Source organism: Thermaerobacillus caldiproteolyticus, assembly GCF_013761245.1.
In the GTDB taxonomy this organism is placed as follows: Bacteria; Bacillota; Bacilli; order Bacillales; family Anoxybacillaceae; genus Thermaerobacillus; species Thermaerobacillus caldiproteolyticus.
Genome location: NZ_JACDUT010000017.1, coordinates 29,152 through 46,540 on the forward strand (window position 1 = coordinate 29,152; position 17,389 = coordinate 46,540).

The 17,389-nt window shown below is 40.5% G+C and carries 19 protein-coding genes, 1 rRNA gene and 1 other annotated feature; all 20 genes read right to left on the reverse strand.

Going from position 1 to position 17,389, the window contains the following annotated elements; all coding sequences use genetic code 11:
- Positions 1-55: 55 nt before the first annotated feature.
- Entirely contained in the window at positions 56-481 is a 426-nt protein-coding gene (gene rplK / locus HNR31_RS17365; RefSeq protein ID WP_027410223.1) for a 50S ribosomal protein L11, read from the reverse strand.
- A 304-nt stretch (positions 482-785) separates the two neighbouring features.
- Positions 786-1,319, reverse strand: coding sequence for a transcription termination/antitermination protein NusG (gene nusG, locus HNR31_RS17370; RefSeq protein ID WP_181557445.1), 534 nt, complete (start codon positions 1,317-1,319; stop codon positions 786-788).
- A 124-nt stretch (positions 1,320-1,443) separates the two neighbouring features.
- Positions 1,444-1,626 (reverse strand): preprotein translocase subunit SecE, encoded by a 183-nt coding sequence (gene secE / locus HNR31_RS17375; protein WP_181557446.1) that lies wholly within the window; start codon positions 1,624-1,626, stop codon positions 1,444-1,446.
- Between the two features lie 69 nt (positions 1,627-1,695).
- Positions 1,696-1,845: a 50S ribosomal protein L33 gene (rpmG, locus tag HNR31_RS17380; RefSeq protein WP_181557447.1), complete on the reverse strand. Its 150-nt coding sequence runs from the start codon at positions 1,843-1,845 to the stop codon at positions 1,696-1,698.
- A gap of 113 nt (positions 1,846-1,958) precedes the next feature.
- Positions 1,959-2,606 carry an RNA polymerase sporulation sigma factor SigH gene (gene sigH, locus HNR31_RS17385; RefSeq protein ID WP_181557448.1) on the reverse strand — a complete coding sequence of 216 codons (648 nt, stop codon included), beginning with the start codon at positions 2,604-2,606 and terminating at the stop codon, positions 1,959-1,961.
- A 68-nt stretch (positions 2,607-2,674) separates the two neighbouring features.
- A complete protein-coding gene (locus HNR31_RS17390; protein WP_181557449.1) occupies positions 2,675-3,187 on the reverse strand; it encodes an NYN domain-containing protein in 513 nt (170 codons plus the stop codon).
- 5 nt (positions 3,188-3,192) lie between these two features.
- Positions 3,193-3,930 (reverse strand): 23S rRNA (guanosine(2251)-2'-O)-methyltransferase RlmB, encoded by a 738-nt coding sequence (rlmB, locus tag HNR31_RS17395; RefSeq protein WP_181557450.1) that lies wholly within the window; start codon positions 3,928-3,930, stop codon positions 3,193-3,195.
- A gap of 2 nt (positions 3,931-3,932) precedes the next feature.
- Positions 3,933-4,352, reverse strand: a complete 420-nt coding sequence (locus HNR31_RS17400) for a Mini-ribonuclease 3 (protein ID WP_181557451.1) — start codon at positions 4,350-4,352, stop codon at positions 3,933-3,935.
- 7 nt (positions 4,353-4,359) lie between these two features.
- Complete coding sequence (gene cysS, locus HNR31_RS17405) at positions 4,360-5,760, reverse strand: cysteine--tRNA ligase (protein WP_181557452.1); 1,401 nt, start codon at positions 5,758-5,760, stop codon at positions 4,360-4,362.
- Positions 5,738-6,406: a serine O-acetyltransferase gene (gene cysE / locus HNR31_RS17410; RefSeq protein WP_181557453.1), complete on the reverse strand. Its 669-nt coding sequence runs from the start codon at positions 6,404-6,406 to the stop codon at positions 5,738-5,740. Before cysE ends, cysS begins: the two co-directional genes overlap by 23 nt.
- Positions 6,407-6,471: 65 nt before the next feature.
- Positions 6,472-6,701, reverse strand: a binding site (T-box leader).
- 43 nt (positions 6,702-6,744) lie between these two features.
- Positions 6,745-8,205, reverse strand: coding sequence for a glutamate--tRNA ligase (gene gltX / locus HNR31_RS17415; protein WP_181557454.1), 1,461 nt, complete (start codon positions 8,203-8,205; stop codon positions 6,745-6,747).
- Between the two features lie 73 nt (positions 8,206-8,278).
- Complete coding sequence (ispF, locus tag HNR31_RS17420; protein ID WP_181557455.1) at positions 8,279-8,755, reverse strand: 2-C-methyl-D-erythritol 2,4-cyclodiphosphate synthase; 477 nt, start codon at positions 8,753-8,755, stop codon at positions 8,279-8,281.
- A gap of 17 nt (positions 8,756-8,772) precedes the next feature.
- Positions 8,773-9,459 (reverse strand): 2-C-methyl-D-erythritol 4-phosphate cytidylyltransferase, encoded by a 687-nt coding sequence (gene ispD / locus HNR31_RS17425; RefSeq protein ID WP_181557456.1) that lies wholly within the window; start codon positions 9,457-9,459, stop codon positions 8,773-8,775.
- A gap of 23 nt (positions 9,460-9,482) precedes the next feature.
- Complete coding sequence (locus HNR31_RS17430) at positions 9,483-10,577, reverse strand: PIN/TRAM domain-containing protein (RefSeq protein WP_181557457.1); 1,095 nt, start codon at positions 10,575-10,577, stop codon at positions 9,483-9,485.
- Positions 10,578-10,690: 113 nt separating this feature from the next.
- Positions 10,691-12,070 (reverse strand): DNA repair protein RadA, encoded by a 1,380-nt coding sequence (radA, locus tag HNR31_RS17435; protein ID WP_181557458.1) that lies wholly within the window; start codon positions 12,068-12,070, stop codon positions 10,691-10,693.
- Positions 12,071-12,152: 82 nt separating this feature from the next.
- Complete coding sequence (gene clpC, locus HNR31_RS17440) at positions 12,153-14,585, reverse strand: ATP-dependent protease ATP-binding subunit ClpC (RefSeq protein WP_181557462.1); 2,433 nt, start codon at positions 14,583-14,585, stop codon at positions 12,153-12,155.
- Entirely contained in the window at positions 14,585-15,673 is a 1,089-nt protein-coding gene (locus tag HNR31_RS17445; protein WP_181557459.1) for a protein arginine kinase, read from the reverse strand. Before HNR31_RS17445 ends, clpC begins: the two co-directional genes overlap by 1 nt.
- A 4-nt stretch (positions 15,674-15,677) precedes the next feature.
- Positions 15,678-16,226, reverse strand: a complete 549-nt coding sequence (locus tag HNR31_RS17450) for a UvrB/UvrC motif-containing protein (protein WP_181557460.1) — start codon at positions 16,224-16,226, stop codon at positions 15,678-15,680.
- A gap of 16 nt (positions 16,227-16,242) precedes the next feature.
- Positions 16,243-16,704, reverse strand: a complete 462-nt coding sequence (locus HNR31_RS17455) for a CtsR family transcriptional regulator (protein ID WP_181557461.1) — start codon at positions 16,702-16,704, stop codon at positions 16,243-16,245.
- 590 nt (positions 16,705-17,294) lie between these two features.
- Positions 17,295-17,389: ribosomal RNA gene (gene rrf / locus HNR31_RS17460) — 5S ribosomal RNA — on the reverse strand; the annotation flags it as partial.

The window sequence follows — 17,389 nt, forward strand, 5'->3', positions numbered from 1 at the left end:
CGAAAAGGATAAACCCTTGTAGTCGCAACCTTCCACAGCCAGCTCTTCATACACATTAGTCTTCGATAACAATACCCATGCTGCGGGCTGTACCTTCAACCATGCGCATAGCAGCTTCAATGCTCGCCGCGTTTAAGTCTGGCATTTTTGTCTCAGCAATCTCACGCACTTTGTCGCGTTTGATTGTCGCTACTTTATTACGGTTTGGTTCACCAGAACCAGACTCAATACCAGCTGCTTTCTTCAACAATACAGCAGCAGGCGGAGTTTTCGTAATAAATGTAAATGAACGGTCTTCATACACCGTAATTTCAACAGGAATAATCAAACCTGCTTGGTCAGCTGTACGAGCGTTGAACTCTTTACAGAATCCCATAATATTTACACCAGCTTGACCTAAGGCTGGACCAACTGGTGGTGCCGGGTTCGCTTTACCTGCAGGGATTTGTAATTTCACGACTTTAATTACTTTTTTAGCCACGAGACACACCTCCTTAAGTCCGTGATGTGGTATTAGGGGTTGCCCCTCCCACTCATTAGGTTACGAATAATGCTATGAAACATTATTCTGTCATAAGGATGTAACCCTTCACCCTATTTCCTCTCAATTCACACCTTGAGAGATCATGTCCTATCGAAAGATATACATAGCTCCCTTATACATCACGCATAAGTTCATCGCTTTTTAAACAAACCGTTATTTTTACGATATTTGTCTCTGTCTGTGAGACATACCGACTTTAAAATATTATCACTTTTCTTGTTTGAATGCAAGTTGTTTCATATTATATTTTTTGAATTTGTGAAAAGTCCAGCTCTACTGGTGTCTCACGTCCGAACATGTTGACAAGCACTTTTACTTTCTGCTTGTCTACATCGATCTCTTCAATCGTACCTGTAAAGTTCGCAAAAGGTCCTTCCTTTACTTGTACCGTTTCTTTTAATTCGTAATCAACATCAAGTTGTGATAACGGAACTCCCATCCGTTTTAAAATAGCGTTCACTTCTTCTTCAAGCAGCGGCGTTGGTTTTGAACCCGCTCCACTTGAGCCAACAAATCCTGTAACTCCTGGCGTGTTACGCACAACATACCAAGAATCATCTGTCATAACCATCTCAACTAACACATATCCTGGAAATACTTTCCGTTTTGTCACCTTTTGCTTCCCGTTTTTTGTGTCCGTCTCTTCTTCCTCAGGAACAACAACACGGAAAATTTTATCTTGCATCCCCATTGACTCTACTCTTTTTTCTAAGTTCGCTTTCACTTTATTTTCATAGCCTGAATACGTATGAATGACATACCAGTTTTTTTCCATTGATTGGGACTTAAATGTCCTTTCCCTCCCCAAAACGATTTCCTTTTATAAACAAAACAAAAACCCGTTTCCGGGCTTTCTAGTGTCTATGATTATTTTTCATTATACCATATGAAATCGAGACTTATTCAAACACAAAACGAATTAATGAAGAAATTCCCAAATCAACCACCGCAAAAAATACCGACATAAACGCCACAGTTGCTAACACTGTAATCGTATAATTAATCAGTTCCTTACGCTTTGGCCAACTGACCTTCTTCATCTCACGCACAACTTCGCTAAAAAATTTTGTTATTCGCTGCATGATCAGTAACCTCCAACAACTTAAAAGCTGCCTTTACGATTTCTTATTATCGTATCAGGGTGCAAAGATTTATTTTGTTTCACGGTGGAGGGTATGCATGTTACAAACTTTGCAAAATTTATTCATCTCAAGGCGTTCTTGGAGATTTTCCGTATTTTTCATCGTTGAATAATTACGGCTATTACACTTGCTGCATGCTAATATGACTTTTTTGCGCATATACGTCCCACCGTTCTACATACGTCTTTAAAAATTTAACATACACGTATTTCCTGTGTCAATGACTATTATGAGAAGCGTTTTCCATCGTCTTTGGAAACGCAAAACAAATTTTATAAACTAATTTCTCGACACTCTAAATATTTTTCTAGTTTTCGTTTCACTCGCTGAAGCGCATTATCAATTGATTTGACGTGACGGTTAAGCTCTTCAGAAATTTCCTGATAAGAACGACCGTCTAAATATAAAACGAGCACTTTGCGTTCTAAATCACTTAACAGCTCGGCCATTTTTACTTCAATATCATCCACTTCTTCACGATTAATAATTAATTCTTCGGGATCCATCACCTTTGTTCCAGAAATGACATCCATTAACGTTCGATCTGATTCATCATCATAGATTGGTTTATCAAGGGAGACATAGGAGTTGAGAGGGATGTGTTTTTGCCTTGTCGCTGTTTTAATAGCGGTAATCATTTGTCTTGTAATACATAGCTCAGCAAACGCCTTAAAAGAGGTAAGCTTGTCCTCTTTAAAGTCACGAATCGCTTTATATAAACCAATCATCCCCTCTTGGATAATATCTTCCCGATCCGCTCCTACTAAAAAATACGAACGCGCTTTGGCACGTACAAAATTTTGGTATTTATGAATGAGAAAATCTAACGCATCGCCATCCCCCTGATGAACAAGCTCAACTAATTCCTCGTCCTCAAAACGTTCGTACTTCTCCGCTTTTCCTTTGAAGCCTTCGCCCACGCCGATCCCCCCGACCGCACAAATCGCTAGAATTATTATACAGTACAAATTTTTACAGCGTCAACCGCTCATTTTTCGCCTCTTCTCCATTTTTCAAAAATTCTCGCAACTTCGTCGGTTAAAGGAATTTTTGATAGCGGCTTTTTTTCTTGAATTATTTTCACTTTTTTTGAAATATTTTTCTCAATGGTCTCCATTTCTATAAGGAGCTCTCTCGCTGATTTTCGCAATGCACCCTGTCCAAAAATAGCCCATTGCTCCGTATAATCAGATGTAGCAACATACACTTTTGTACGAACATTGATTAAACTTTTCGCTAGTTTTTCAATCCGCTCGTCCGCCGTCTCGTTTTCTCTTGTAAAAATGACCTCTACTTGATAATTTTTATATTTTTTCTCGATTCCTTGTACGAGGTGTGCATCAAAAACAATAATGACTTTATAACCGGTAAACCCTTGGTACTCAGCCATTTTGGAAATTAACAAATCCCTCGCTGACGCAAGATCATCCTCTTCTTTGAGTTTTCGCAGCTCCGGCCAAGCACCAATGATGTTATATCCATCAACAATGAGGATATCCATATCATTTATTCTCCTAAAGGATAACGTTTGCGATACACCTCATACATTAGCAAGCTAGCAGCTACAGATGCATTTAAAGATGTAACATGTCCTCTCATCGGAAGGCGAAATAAAAAATCGCATTTTTCTAAAATTAATCTTCCAATCCCTTTTCCCTCACTACCAATGACAAGCGCTAGCGGCATCGTTCCATCCAACGACCGATAATCATCGTTTGCTTTTGCATCTGTTCCAACAATCCAAACGCCGCGCTCCTTTAACTCGTCAATCGTTCGTGCCAAATTTGTCACTCGCGCCACTGGAATATATTCAATCGCACCTGTCGAGGATTTGGCAACGGTGGCTGTCAAACCAACCGAACGGCGTTTTGGAATAATAATCCCATGCGCCCCTACAGCATCTGCTGTTCTCATAATCGAACCTAAATTATGCGGATCTTCTAACTCATCTAAGATTAAAAAGAAAGGCGGCTCGTTTTTTTCGGCAGCACGTTGAAACAAATCATCCATCTCGTAATAACGATACGCAGCAACTTGGGCAACAATCCCTTGGTGACTTCCTTCTACCATTTGGTCAAGTTTCTTTTTTGGGACATATTGCACGAGCACGCCGTTTTGCTTTGCTAATTGAATAATGGGTTGAATTGTGCTTCGTTGCACTCCTTCTGCAATCCAAATTTTATTGATTTCTCGCTCTGACTTTAGCGCTTCGATCACAGGATTTTTCCCAATAATAAAATCCATCTTTACAACTTCCTTTCCTCGCTTTCGATAATGTCGAAAGAATAACGAATGAGTTCTTCCATTCGATTTTTGTTATTTCCTAAAAAATGATAGCCAATGAGCGCTTCAAAAGCTGTGCTATATCGATACGTTTGTACATCGGTATTTTTCGGAACGGTAGAGGACTTGGCATTTCGACCGCGGCGCATAACCGCCTGTTCATCTTCTGTTAATACCGCTTGTTCTAATAATGCTAACATAATTTTTGCTTGCGCTTTAGCCGACACGTATCGGATTGCCTGTTTATGTAACTCATTTGGTTTTACGTTTCCTTTGGAGAGGAGGCGATGCCGGACATACAGCTCATAAACGGCATCACCGATATAAGCAAGAGCTAATCCGTTTAATTGTTTTACATCTTTAATGGCCTGTAAAAGATTCATTTGGCTCTTATCCTCTTTTCCATCTCGTTCCTTGTGGAGTATCTTCTAAAATAATATTTTTGGCTTTTAATTCGTCACGAATTTGGTCAGCTAAGGCAAAGTTGCGATTTTTTCGCGCTTCGTTCCGCTTTTGAATTAATTCTTCAATTTCCTCATCTAGCAGAGCTTCTTCCTGCAATGTAATTCCTAATACATCCAGCAACTGCTCAAACTCATGTAAAAAGGCATGAATCACTTTTTCGGAGGTATTCTTCTCAAGCAAATATAAATTCGCTTGTTTAGATAACTCAAATAATACTGCAATCGCATTAGCTGTATTAAAATCATCGTCCATTTCTCGAATGAAAGCCTCGCGCAATTGTTGAATTTTTTGAAGCCACTGATCATTATCATTTGTTAAATTGCTGCTGCTTGCAAGACGATGTTTTAAGTTGAAATAGGATGTTTTTAATCGTTCTAAACCATTTTTCGTACTTTCCAACAATTCCTCGCTGTAATTAATTGGATGACGATAATGGACAGAGAGCATAAAAAACCGTAATACTTGTGGATCAATTTGCTTAATAATGTCATGAACGAGCACAAAGTTGCCAAGTGATTTTGACATTTTTTCGTTATTAATATTAAGATAACCATTATGCAGCCAATATTTCGCAAACGGTTTTCCTGTTAATGCTTCCGATTGGGCAATTTCATTTTCATGGTGTGGGAACGTTAAGTCTTGCCCTCCTGCATGAATATCAATCGTGTCACCTAAATATTTGCGCGCCATGGCTGAACATTCAATATGCCAACCCGGTCTTCCTTTTCCCCACGGGCTATCCCAAGAAATTTCCCCTTCTTTCGCGGCTTTCCATAAGGCAAAATCAAGTGGATCGTGTTTCTTTTCCCCGACCTCGATACGCGCTCCTGCCCGCAACTCATCGATCGATTGATGAGAAAGTTTTCCGTACCCAGCAAACTTTCGCGTTTTGTAATACACATCGCCGTCTACTTCGTATGCATAGCCTTTTTCAATCAAATTTTCAATGAATTCAATGATGATATCAATATTTTCTGTCACACGCGGATGAGCGTCCGCCTTTTTGCATCCTAATGCGGATACGTCTTCGAAATACGCTCGGATAAACCGCTCCGCAATAGTCGGAACATCCTCTCCTAACTCTCTTGCTGCTTTAATTAATTTATCATCGACGTCAGTAAAATTAGAAACATATTGAACATCGTAACCGCGAAACTCTAAATAGCGACGAATGGTATCGAACACGATAGCGGCCCGGGCGTTTCCAATATGAATGTAGTTATAGACAGTCGGACCGCATACATACATTTTAACTTTGTTAGGTTCTATCGGTTCAAACACTTCCTTTTTCCTCGTCATCGTATTATAAAGCCGAATGCTGCTCATCTTGAACCTTCCCTTCCTTTAAAGCTCTGATTTCGTTTCGTAATTTTTCAATTTCTGCCTCTAGCTCTTTTAACCGATCAGCAACTGGGTCTGGTAAATCGGTATGATTTAAATCTTTTTTCACTTTGACCCCGTTACGTACGACCACCCGTCCTGGGATCCCCACTACTGTCGAGTTTGGTGGTACATCTTTTAATACTACAGATCCCGCCCCTATTTTTGAATTCTCTCCAATCGTAATGGAACCCAATACTTTTGCTCCTGCCGAAATCAAACAGTTGTCTTTAATCGTTGGATGCCGCTTGCCCTTCTCTTTCCCTGTCCCGCCTAATGTGACTCCTTGGTAAACCGTCACGTTATCACCAATTTCACATGTTTCCCCTATCACGACACCCATGCCATGGTCGATAAAAAAGCGCCGACCAATTTTCGCACCGGGGTGAATTTCAATGCCTGTGAAAAAACGGCTAATTTGCGAGATCAGTCTCGCAATAAAGTAAAATTTCCGTTTATACAACGCATGGGCAATGCGATGAGCCCAAATCGCATGAAGCCCTGAATACGTAAGAATGACCTCTAAATAACTTCTTGCTGCTGGATCTTGCTCAAAAATTACTTCAATATCTTCTTTTAATGTTTTAAACATAATCCTCCCTCCATTTTAACAACATGAATTAGAAACATACTAAAAGAGCGTCTCTGTGTTGATCACACAGAGACGCTCAAATAGCGCGGTTCCACTCTGTTTAGCTAAACGATTTGTTTAGCTCACTCGAATCTGATAACGGAAGGACATCCGCTCCATTCTACTACAGAACGTCTCTGGTTCGAAAGGAGGCTCCGAGGGGCATTTCAAAAACATCGAACATGAATCACTTCCAGCCAAGGTGATTCTCTCTGTAATGCCAATGTTTTTTACTTCTCCTCGTCAACGCTTTACGTGCTATTTACTTTTTTTAGTATATTATCAAATAAACAAAATGGTTAACGAATCGCTTTTTCTAAACGGCTCACAACTTTTTCTTTTCCTAATAGTTGGATAGCGAGAGGAAGTTCAGGACCATGGGTTTGTCCCGTTGTTGCGACCCGAATCGGCATAAATAATTTTTTCCCTTTTTGTCCCGTTGCTTTTTGCACCGACTTAATCGCTGCCTTAATGCCATCGACTGTAAACGGCTCTAACTGCTTAATTTCTTCTAAAAATGCCTTGAGCACTTCTGGAACTTGTTCCTCTGCTAATACTTCTTTTGCTTCCTCATTATACTCAATCTCTTCCTTAAAGAACAGCTCGGATAGTTCCACAATTTCGGCTCCATAGCTCATTTGCTCCTGATATAAAGCGATCAAGTTACGAGCCCATTCTCGCTGCTGTTCGCTCATCTGTTCCGGCAAACGTCCCGCTTTAATTAAGTGAGGAAGAGATAGCTCTACCAATCGGTCTAAATCAAGCTTTTTGATATATTGGTTATTCATCCATGTCAACTTTTGCTTATCAAACATCGAAGGAGATTTCGATAAGCGTGATACATCAAATATACGGATTAGCTCTTCTTTCGTAAAAATTTCTTCTTCCCCTTCTGGTGACCAGCCTAACAGTGCAAAGAAATTAAACATCGCTTCCGGCAAGTAACCGAGCTCTTTATATTGTGAAACAAATTGGATGATTGACTCATCGCGTTTAGATAATTTCTTACGATTTTCGTTTACGATTAACGTTAAATGCGCGTACGTTGGCGCTTCCCAACCGAAGTATTCATAAATCATGAGCTGCTTTGGTGTATTCGATAAATGCTCTTCACCACGGAATACATGGGTAATTTTCATTAAATGGTCATCAATGACAACGGCAAAATTATATGTTGGAATGCCATTGGCTTTGACAATAACCCAATCGCCGATATCTTTTGATTCAAATGACACTTTCCCGCGCACCATATCTTCAAACTCGTACACTTTTCCTTCCGGCACTTTAATGCGAACCGTATACGGTTTTCCTTCCGCTTCGAACTGCGCCACTTGCTCTGGGGTTAAATGGCGGCACTTTCCGCTATATTGTGGAGCCGCAATCCCTGCTGCTTTTTGCGCTTCACGCTCTTGCTCTAATTCTTCAGGCGTGCAGAAACATTTATACGCATATCCTTTCTCTAATAGTTCGTTCACGTATTGACGATATATATCGAGGCGCTCTGTTTGCCGGTAAGGGCCGTACCCGCCGTCTTTGTCAATCGACTCGTCATACTCAATTCCCAACCATTTTAAATTCTCGAGCTGGGACTGTTCTCCGCCTTCTACGTTCCGCTCGATATCGGTATCCTCGATTCGAACAATAAATTTCCCGTTGTGATGACGAGCAAATAAATAATTGAATAGAGCCGTTCTAGCTCCACCAATATGTAAATGGCCTGTTGGACTCGGCGCATATCGTACTCTGACTTCTTGTGACATTGTCAATGACCCTCCAATAATCAAACTATGTACCGTTATTTTAACATTATATCAGTACAAAGTTCAAAACAGATTATTTCTTCTGTAATAAAACGACCGCTTGAGCGGCAATTCCTTCTTCGCGACCAGTGAAACCCAGCTTTTCTGTTGTCGTCGCTTTTACGTTGACTTGAGACAACTCTCCTTCTAGCAGTTGAGCAATTCTTTCTTTCATTTTCTCAATATGCGGAGCCATTTTCGGCTTTTGTGCGATGATCGTACAGTCGATATTCACAAGTTCATATCCTTCTTGCTTCACTAACTTCCATACATGCTGCAAAAGCAAAGCGGAATCAGCATCCTTATACTGTTCATCAGTGTCAGGAAAATGCGTTCCAATATCTCCTGCGCCAATCGCTCCTAAACAAGCATCGGCAATCGCATGTAATAACACATCCGCATCAGAATGTCCGAGCAACCCTTTTTCATAAGGAATGTGAATACCTCCAATGATGAGAGGGCGCCCCTCTACTAACTGATGAACATCGAATCCTTGACCAATCCGAAACATATATTCACTCCTCTTCTTTAGCAGCTTGGCCAATTTGATAAAATGGCTTCAGCAAACAATAAATCATCGGGGGTCGTTAGTTTAATGTTGCGATAGTCCCCTTCAATAATTTTAACTTTCTTACCCATGCGCTCAACGAGACTCGCATCATCTGTTCCTACGTATCCGTCTTTTCTTGCTTGCTCGTGGGCTTCTAGAACAAGGGAAATACGAAAAGCTTGTGGAGTTTGTACAGCCCACAAGCTAGAGCGTTCCACTGTCTCAGCAACAAATCCATCGAAAGCTCTTTTTACAGTGTCTTTCATGGGCACGGCGAGAATTGCGGCACCATGCTCCTCAGCTTCTTTCACAAGCTCATGTATTTTTTCCATCGTGATAAACGGGCGCGCACCATCATGAATAAGTACAATCTCGCTGTTTTTGACCGCTTTTAATCCATTATACACGCTATGTTGCCGTTCTGCGCCGCCGCTTACCATAGAAACCACTTTTTTGATTGGAAATTGCTCGAACAGAGTATGAAATTGCTCTCTCTCTGCCTCATTAATGACAACAATAATTCCTTGACACCAATCGTCTTGCTCAAATACTTTTAATGTATGCACAATGATAGGCTGATGATGAAGCTCGATAAATTGTTTGTTCATCCCAGCCTTCATCCGTTTTCCTTGCCCTGCCGCAGGAATCACTACCTGATATTCCATAACCGATTCTCCTAACTGCTCCCCTATAATGCCTTTTGCAAAAGCTTTAGCTTCGCAAAAATCATTCTTCCTGCTGATGTTTGTAACACGCTTGTGACCAATACGTCAACCCGTTTTCCAATATACTCTTTTCCATCTTCCACAACGATCATCGTACCATCGTCCAAGTAGGCTACTCCTTGATTATGTTCTTTCCCATCTTTAATCACTTGAACATTCAGTTCTTCCCCAGGAAGAACGATTGGCTTGACTGCATTTGCTAAATCATTAATATTGAGTACGCGCACATTTTGCAACTCACACACTTTATTTAAATTAAAATCGTTAGTAACGACAACTCCTGATGTTAATTTTGCAAGTTTGACTAATTTGCTATCGACTTCTTGAATATCGTCAAAATCGCCTTCATAAATTTCGACTTTCATGTCCAATTCCTTTTGAATGCGATTTAAAATATCAAGACCACGACGACCACGGTTTCTTTTTAGCACATCGGACGAATCGGCAATATGCTGCAATTCTTCTAATACAAACCGCGGAATGACGATCGTTCCTTCTAAAAATCCTGTTTGGCAAATATCGGCAATCCGTCCATCAATAATAACACTTGTATCAAGAATTTTTAAGGAACGATTTTTTTGGTTTTCACTTTCTTCCTCTGTTCCTTTTTTCTTAGACATGCGATTAGAAAGGGAAAATAAATTCATTAATTCGTGTCGCTTCTTAAATCCAACTTGAAACCCTAAATAGCCAAGCAAAATGGTTAAAAACACGGGCAACACCGTATTAACGACTTGAAATTGAAACGCTTTAAGCGGCATTACAACTAAAAACGCGACAATTAATCCGAAAATGAGCCCTAAGCTTCCAAATAAAATATCGGTGACAGGTGCTTTCACCAGCGATTCTTCAACCCAGCGAATAAGCTCTACTACATAATCAACTAACCAAAAAGTGATGATAAAGAAAATAAGCGCCCCTACAATAGCCAACATGTACGGGCTATTTAAAATGGCAATGTCATCGAGCTTCAATAATTGAAATAAGTTCGGCAGAAAAATAACCCCTAACGTTCCTCCAATAACGAGAAAAAACAATTGAACAATTCGTTTTACCATTTCTTCACCTCCTCTACTACATTATAAACAGTTTCCATTGTTTGAAACCAATTATAACGACAGTTTTTAATCTTTTTTAAACATTTGATACACATTTGTAACCTTTCTATCAATTACTTGCTTCCTAATGTGTATTCAAGCGCTTCGGCAACGTGAGACACGCCGATGATTTCTACTCCTGCTGGTACATTCCATCCGCCTACATTGTTTTTTGGAATAATAATACGATGAAATCCTAATTTTACTGCTTCCTGTACGCGTTGTTCAATGCGGGAAACGCGGCGGACTTCCCCTGTTAAGCCGACTTCACCGATAATAACATCATAAGGATTCGTAGGCTGATCACGAAAACTGGAGGCAATGCTTACAGCAATCGCTAAATCAATCGCAGGTTCATCCAATTTGACGCCGCCTGCCACTTTTAAGTAAGCATCTTGGTTTTGGAGAAGTAGCCCGACGCGTTTTTCAAGTACTGCCATTAACAAAGAGACGCGGTTATGGTCTATTCCCGTCGCCATTCTCCGCGGATTTCCAAAACTCGTCGGTGAAATTAATGCTTGAATTTCTACTAACACAGGCCGGGTTCCTTCCATAGAGGCAACAACTGTCGACCCTGCCGCTCCTCGTGAACGCTCCTCTAAAAATACTTCGGACGGATTCTCCACTTCCAATAAACCGGTTTCTCTCATCTCAAAAATGCCAATTTCATTGGTGGAACCAAAGCGGTTTTTTACCGCTCGTAAAATGCGGTACGTATGATGACGTTCCCCTTCAAAATAAAGCACGGTATCAACCATATGCTCTAAAATTCTCGGTCCGGCAATTGCCCCCTCTTTTGTCACATGACCGACGATAAAAATGGCAATCCCTTTTGTCTTCGCGATTTTCATTAGCTCTGCTGTGCATTCGCGCACTTGGGACACACTTCCGGGAGCTGACGTAATTTCCGAACGATACACCGTTTGAATTGAATCAATAACGACAAAGGCAGGATTGATTACCTCAATCGCCTCCGCAATATATTCTAAATCCGTCTCTGCTAACACATACAATTCATTAGATGAAACATGAAGGCGATCTGCCCGTAATTTCGTTTGTTTGACCGATTCTTCACCAGATATATATAACACTTTATTTTGTTTCATCGCGAGTTGTGCCGAAACTTGCAAAAGAAGCGTTGATTTTCCGATCCCTGGATCACCGCCAATTAAGACAAGGGAGCCTCTGACAATGCCCCCGCCTAACACGCGGTTCAATTCAGACAGATCTGTTTGTATGCGCGGCTCTTGTGTTGTCGTCACTGTGGTAATCGGTACCGGCTTAGAAATTGTATCGGGAGACGAATGAACGAACACTCCCCTCGTTGTTGGTTTTGCTCGCTCTACTTCCTCTACCATAGAATTCCATGTATAACATCCCGGACATCTTCCCATCCATTTGACCGACTCGTACCCGCATTCTTGACAAACAAACTTTGTTTTTTTCTTTCCCATTTATCTTATTTCCTTTCCTAACCAAAAATTACCATAAAAGAAAAGGTATGCGCCAACGGGTTGCCGCATACCTCAGAGGTTATTAAACTGTCTGCCCAGATAAAATAACAAACTGTCCGTCTTTTACATCGACAACAACCTTCTGCCCTTTTCCGATCGTTCCTTTTAGCAACTCTTCAGATAGGCGATCTTCAATATGCTTTTGCAGCGCCCGGCGCAATGGACGTGCACCGTATTCAGGATCATATCCTTGTTCAGCAATTTTTTCGATCGCTGCTTGAGTCAATTCTAAATCAATGTCTTGTTCTTTTAAGCGTTTGATAAGCTGTTCTGCCATTAGCTTCACGATTTGGGTTAAATGTTGTTTTTCTAATGAATGGAACACAATAATCTCATCAATACGGTTTAAAAATTCTGGACGGAACGCTTTTTTCAACTCGTCCATGACTTTTTCTTTCATGTCTTTGTATTTTTGGGTTTCGTCTTGAACATTAAAGCCGACATATTTATTTCGTTTTAGCGCATCGGCACCAACATTTGACGTCATAATCACAATGGTATTGCGAAAATCAACCGTTCTGCCTTTAGAATCCGTTAGGCGACCATCTTCTAATACTTGTAAAAGAATATTAAATACATCCGGATGGGCTTTTTCCATCTCATCTAACAAAACGACCGAATATGGTTTACGGCGTACTTTTTCAGTTAACTGACCACCTTCTTCGTATCCTACGTATCCAGGAGGTGAACCAACAAGACGAGACGTTGAGTGTTTCTCCATATATTCAGACATGTCAATCCGAATTAAAGCATCTTCATCACCAAACATTGCTTCTGCTAACGCTCTTGCCAGCTCTGTTTTTCCTACACCTGTTGGGCCCAAGAAAATAAACGAACCAATTGGGCGCTTCGGATCTTTTAATCCCGCACGAGCGCGACGCACCGCCTTCGCTACTGCTTTCACTGCTTCTTCTTGACCGATGACACGCGAATGTAAAATCTCCTCTAACTTCAATAACCGTTCTGTTTCCGTTTGTGCTAATTTTGCCACTGGGATTCCTGTCCAGCTTGATACAACCATCGCGATATCTTCAACCGTTACTTCTGAATTTTCTTGACCTTGTTTTTCTTTCCACGCTCGTTTCGTTTCTTCAAGCTGCTCGCGCAAACGTTGCTCAGTATCGCGCAATGAAGCGGCTTTTTCGAATTCTTGGCTTTGAACAGCGGCATCTTTTTCTTTGCGAACTTCCTCTAATTTTTGTTCAAGCTCCTTTAAGTTTGGCGGAGTGGTAAATGAGCGAAGGCGCACCTTTGAGCAAGCCTCATCAATTAAGTCAATCGCTTTATCTGGGAGGAAACGATCTGTAATGTAACGATCCGATAATTTCACCGCTTGAACAATAGCCTCATCGGAAATCGACACGCGATGATGCGCTTCATAACGGTCACGCAATCCTTTTAAAATTTGGATTGATTCTTCTACCGTTGGCTCATCGACATAAATCGGTTGGAAACGGCGTTCTAACGCAGCGTCTTTTTCGATATATTTGCGATATTCATCTAATGTTGTTGCCCCGATACATTGTAATTCTCCGCGAGCGAGAGACGGTTTCAAAATGTTGGAAGCATCAATTGCTCCTTCTGCGCCACCTGCACCAATCAAGGTGTGAAGCTCGTCAATAAACAAAATAATATTTCCAGCTTGTCGAATTTCATCCATCACTTTTTTTAAACGATCTTCAAATTCACCGCGATATTTTGTACCGGCAACCACTGTTCCCATATCGAGCGTCATCACTCTCTTATCGCGAAGTGTTTCCGGTACTTCATTGTTTACGATTTGTTGCGCTAATCCTTCTGCAATCGCTGTTTTTCCAACGCCGGGCTCCCCGATTAAAACAGGATTATTTTTCGTGCGTCGGCTTAATACTTCAATGACACGTTGAATTTCTTTGCTTCTACCAATGACCGGATCCAAGCTACCTTCCCGAGCGATTGCTGTTAAATCGCGCGCAAGACTATCCAATGTTGGCGTACTCACATGGGAAGCGGCTCCACCTTGATGACCGGAAACGGACTCGTTGCTTCCAAGCAGCTGAAGAACTTGTTGACGAGCCTTATTGAGACTTACTCCTAAATTGTTAAGAACGCGCGCAGCGACACCTTCTCCCTCACGAATTAATCCAAGCAAAATATGTTCTGTCCCTACATAAGAATGCCCTAGTTTTCTTGCTTCATCCATGGAAAGCTCGATGACTTTTTTGGCACGCGGCGTATAATGAATCGTTTGGGAGGATTCATGCCCACGACCAATTAGCGCTTCCACCTCTTTTTGAATTTTATCAGGCCCTAATCCTAAAGCCGTTAACGCTTTCGCGGCAATGCCTTCTCCTTCACGAATCAATCCTAATAAAATATGCTCCGTCCCAATATTATTATGCCCAAGGCGTACGGCTTCTTCCTGTGCTAAAGCTAACACTTTTTGCGCCCGTTCCGTAAATCTGCCGAACATCATCATTCATCATCCTCCATTGCTTTTTTCTCTTCCATTTTTAAACGTTCACGAATTAATGTTGCTCTAAGAACATCCCGTTCCTCTGGTCTTAACGCTCCCCCTGCATATTGTTGCAAACAGCCCGGCTGCGTTAGAATCATGAGCTCATTTAAAATGTTGCGCGAAATGTTTTTAATATATCCTAAATCGATTCCTAAGCGTACATCAGACAAACATTGTGCGGCTTCTTTAGACTCAATGACCCGACTATTCGCTAATATCCCGTAAGAACGGAAGACTCTGTCTTCTAATTGTATGTTTAAAGTTTTGACTAATGCCTCTCTTGCCATTCTTTCCTGGGCAATTAACTGTTGAACAACACTTTTTAAATCTTCAACAATATCCTCTTCTGATTTTCCTAATGTGATTTGGTTAGATATTTGAAAAATATTCCCCAATGCTTCACTGCCTTCTCCATACGTTCCTCGTACGACTAACCCAAGCTGGTTAATCGCTGGAATAATCCGATTCATTTGTTGTGTTAAAATGAGAGCAGGAAGATGCATCATCACAGAGGCACGCAACCCTGTACCTACGTTTGTAGGACAACTTGTTAAATAACCTCTTTTTTCATCAAATGCATAATTGACATGCGCTTCAATCCAATCATCAAGCCCATTAGCTACTTGTAACGCTTCCGTTAATTGAAATCCAGGAAATAAACATTGAATACGAATATGGTCTTCTTCATTAATCATAATGCTTACTTCTTCGTTTTCAGAAAGCAAGCATGCTCCAAATGGCGAATCTTCTGCTAAATGGGGACTAATTAAATGTTTTTCTACCAATACCCTTTTTTCAATTGGCTGAAGTTCATTCATTTTTAAAAGTTCAAATCGTCCAATTGAATGATACAATTGATTTGAAAAAGTATTTTCAAACAACTCGACAATTTGCTGTGCTTCTGTAGGGTTAAAAACAGTCGGAAATCGAAAATCAGCGATGTTTCTTGCTAATCGAATTCGGCTGCTTAGCACAATATCGGAATCAGGTCCTTCTTGACTCATCCAAGAGCTGACCGCTGTATTCAAAAATTTCTCAAGCGACATAAGATTACAGATCCCCCTCTCCACGTTCACTTAGCTGAGACTCAAGAGCGCGAATCTGGTCACGAACTTCGGCCGCTTTTTCAAACTCCTCCTTAACTATTAGCTCTTGGAGTTTTTGCTTTAATTGATTAAGTTGTTTTCGAATATGAATCGTACCACCAGTGCGTCTTGGGATCTTTCCAGCATGCGTAGTGTTGCCGCTATGAAGCCGTCTCAGTATTGGTTGTAACTGGCGTGAGAATGTATAATAACAATGGGAACAACCAAATCTTCCTATTTTTGTAAATTGTTCATACGTCATATTACAGCGCTCACATTGTAAAATGTTAGGGCTTTGAAACGCGCTCGGCTTCGCTTCTGTTATCGGAGATTGGAGATTAAGTAAACCGGCTAACAAGTTATTAATAGAGAAGCCTGTATTGTCAGGAAACATAAACATTTCCCCACGCTCTTGGGCACAGTGCTCACAAAGGTGAAATTCTGTCTTTTCGCCATTGATAATTTTGGTAAAATGCATCGTTGCCGGTCTTTGTTTACACTCTTGACATATCAATGTTTTCACCTCTCCCCTATTTATATTTCAATGATATTAACATCGCTTTTAACATTCGGGCTCTTAACTCATCGCGCTGCGGTAAATCAATATACAGTACCGAACGATCCATAACACTGAGCATAATGTTCGCTTCACGCTCTGAAATTACTTTTTCCTCCACTAAACGACGAATAATATCTTCAGCATTGGATTGGCTAATCCGATGTTGGATGAGCTCCAACAGCTGATCAATTAATTGCGCCTCACTTTTTGTTTTTACTTTCATAATTCGAATGTATCCGCCACCGCCACGCTTGCTCTCAACAATATATCCTCGTTCTAATGTAAAACGTGTATTGATGACATAGTTAATCTGTGAAGGAACACATTGAAATTTATCGGCAATTTCACTTCGCTTAATTTCTACAATTTCTTTATCACTCATATTTAGTACTTGTTTTAAATATTGTTCAATGATATCAGAGATATTTCGCACTCTACCTCCTCCTTGCATACGCAGTTGACTTTGACTATATTTGACCTTACCTTTACTATATAGCGAATTGAAGAAAAATGCAAGAAAGTAACAAATTAATGCCAATAATATGATTGCCGTTTTTGAAAAAAATGAAACAAAAACACGCCAATAAATAGGCTAATTCTCTAATATTTTTTAAAATCCTCTGGATATTTACAAATTTTCTTACATAAGGCACAATCTCAAACAAACAGAATTCTTTTCTAGAATGAACAGTAACATATCTTATCACCTAACACACAGAATCTTTTTCGCCAAGACATTTACGAACAATAAGCCAGGCGAAAAAAGGATGCTGCTTCATGCAAAAGTCTATGTTCTCGATCAGTCAAAACTTATCTACATTTTATAACGACAAGTTGGTTTTAAGCATCTGCTACAGCTCATTAATAAATTATCCAACATACATAAAAATTGGTTACTGTAATTAGCCCATAAACAAAATATAATGCTCTTATTTAATTGAGCACAACAATAAAACAAATTACAAACAAAAAAGCATGTCCCACAAATTTTATAAACAGGACATGCTTCCCTAATAAAATAAAGCCTAGCGACGACCTACTCTCGCAGGGGCGCTGGCCCCAACTACCATCGGCGCTGGAGAGCTTAACTTCCGTGTTCGGGATGGGAACGGGTGTGA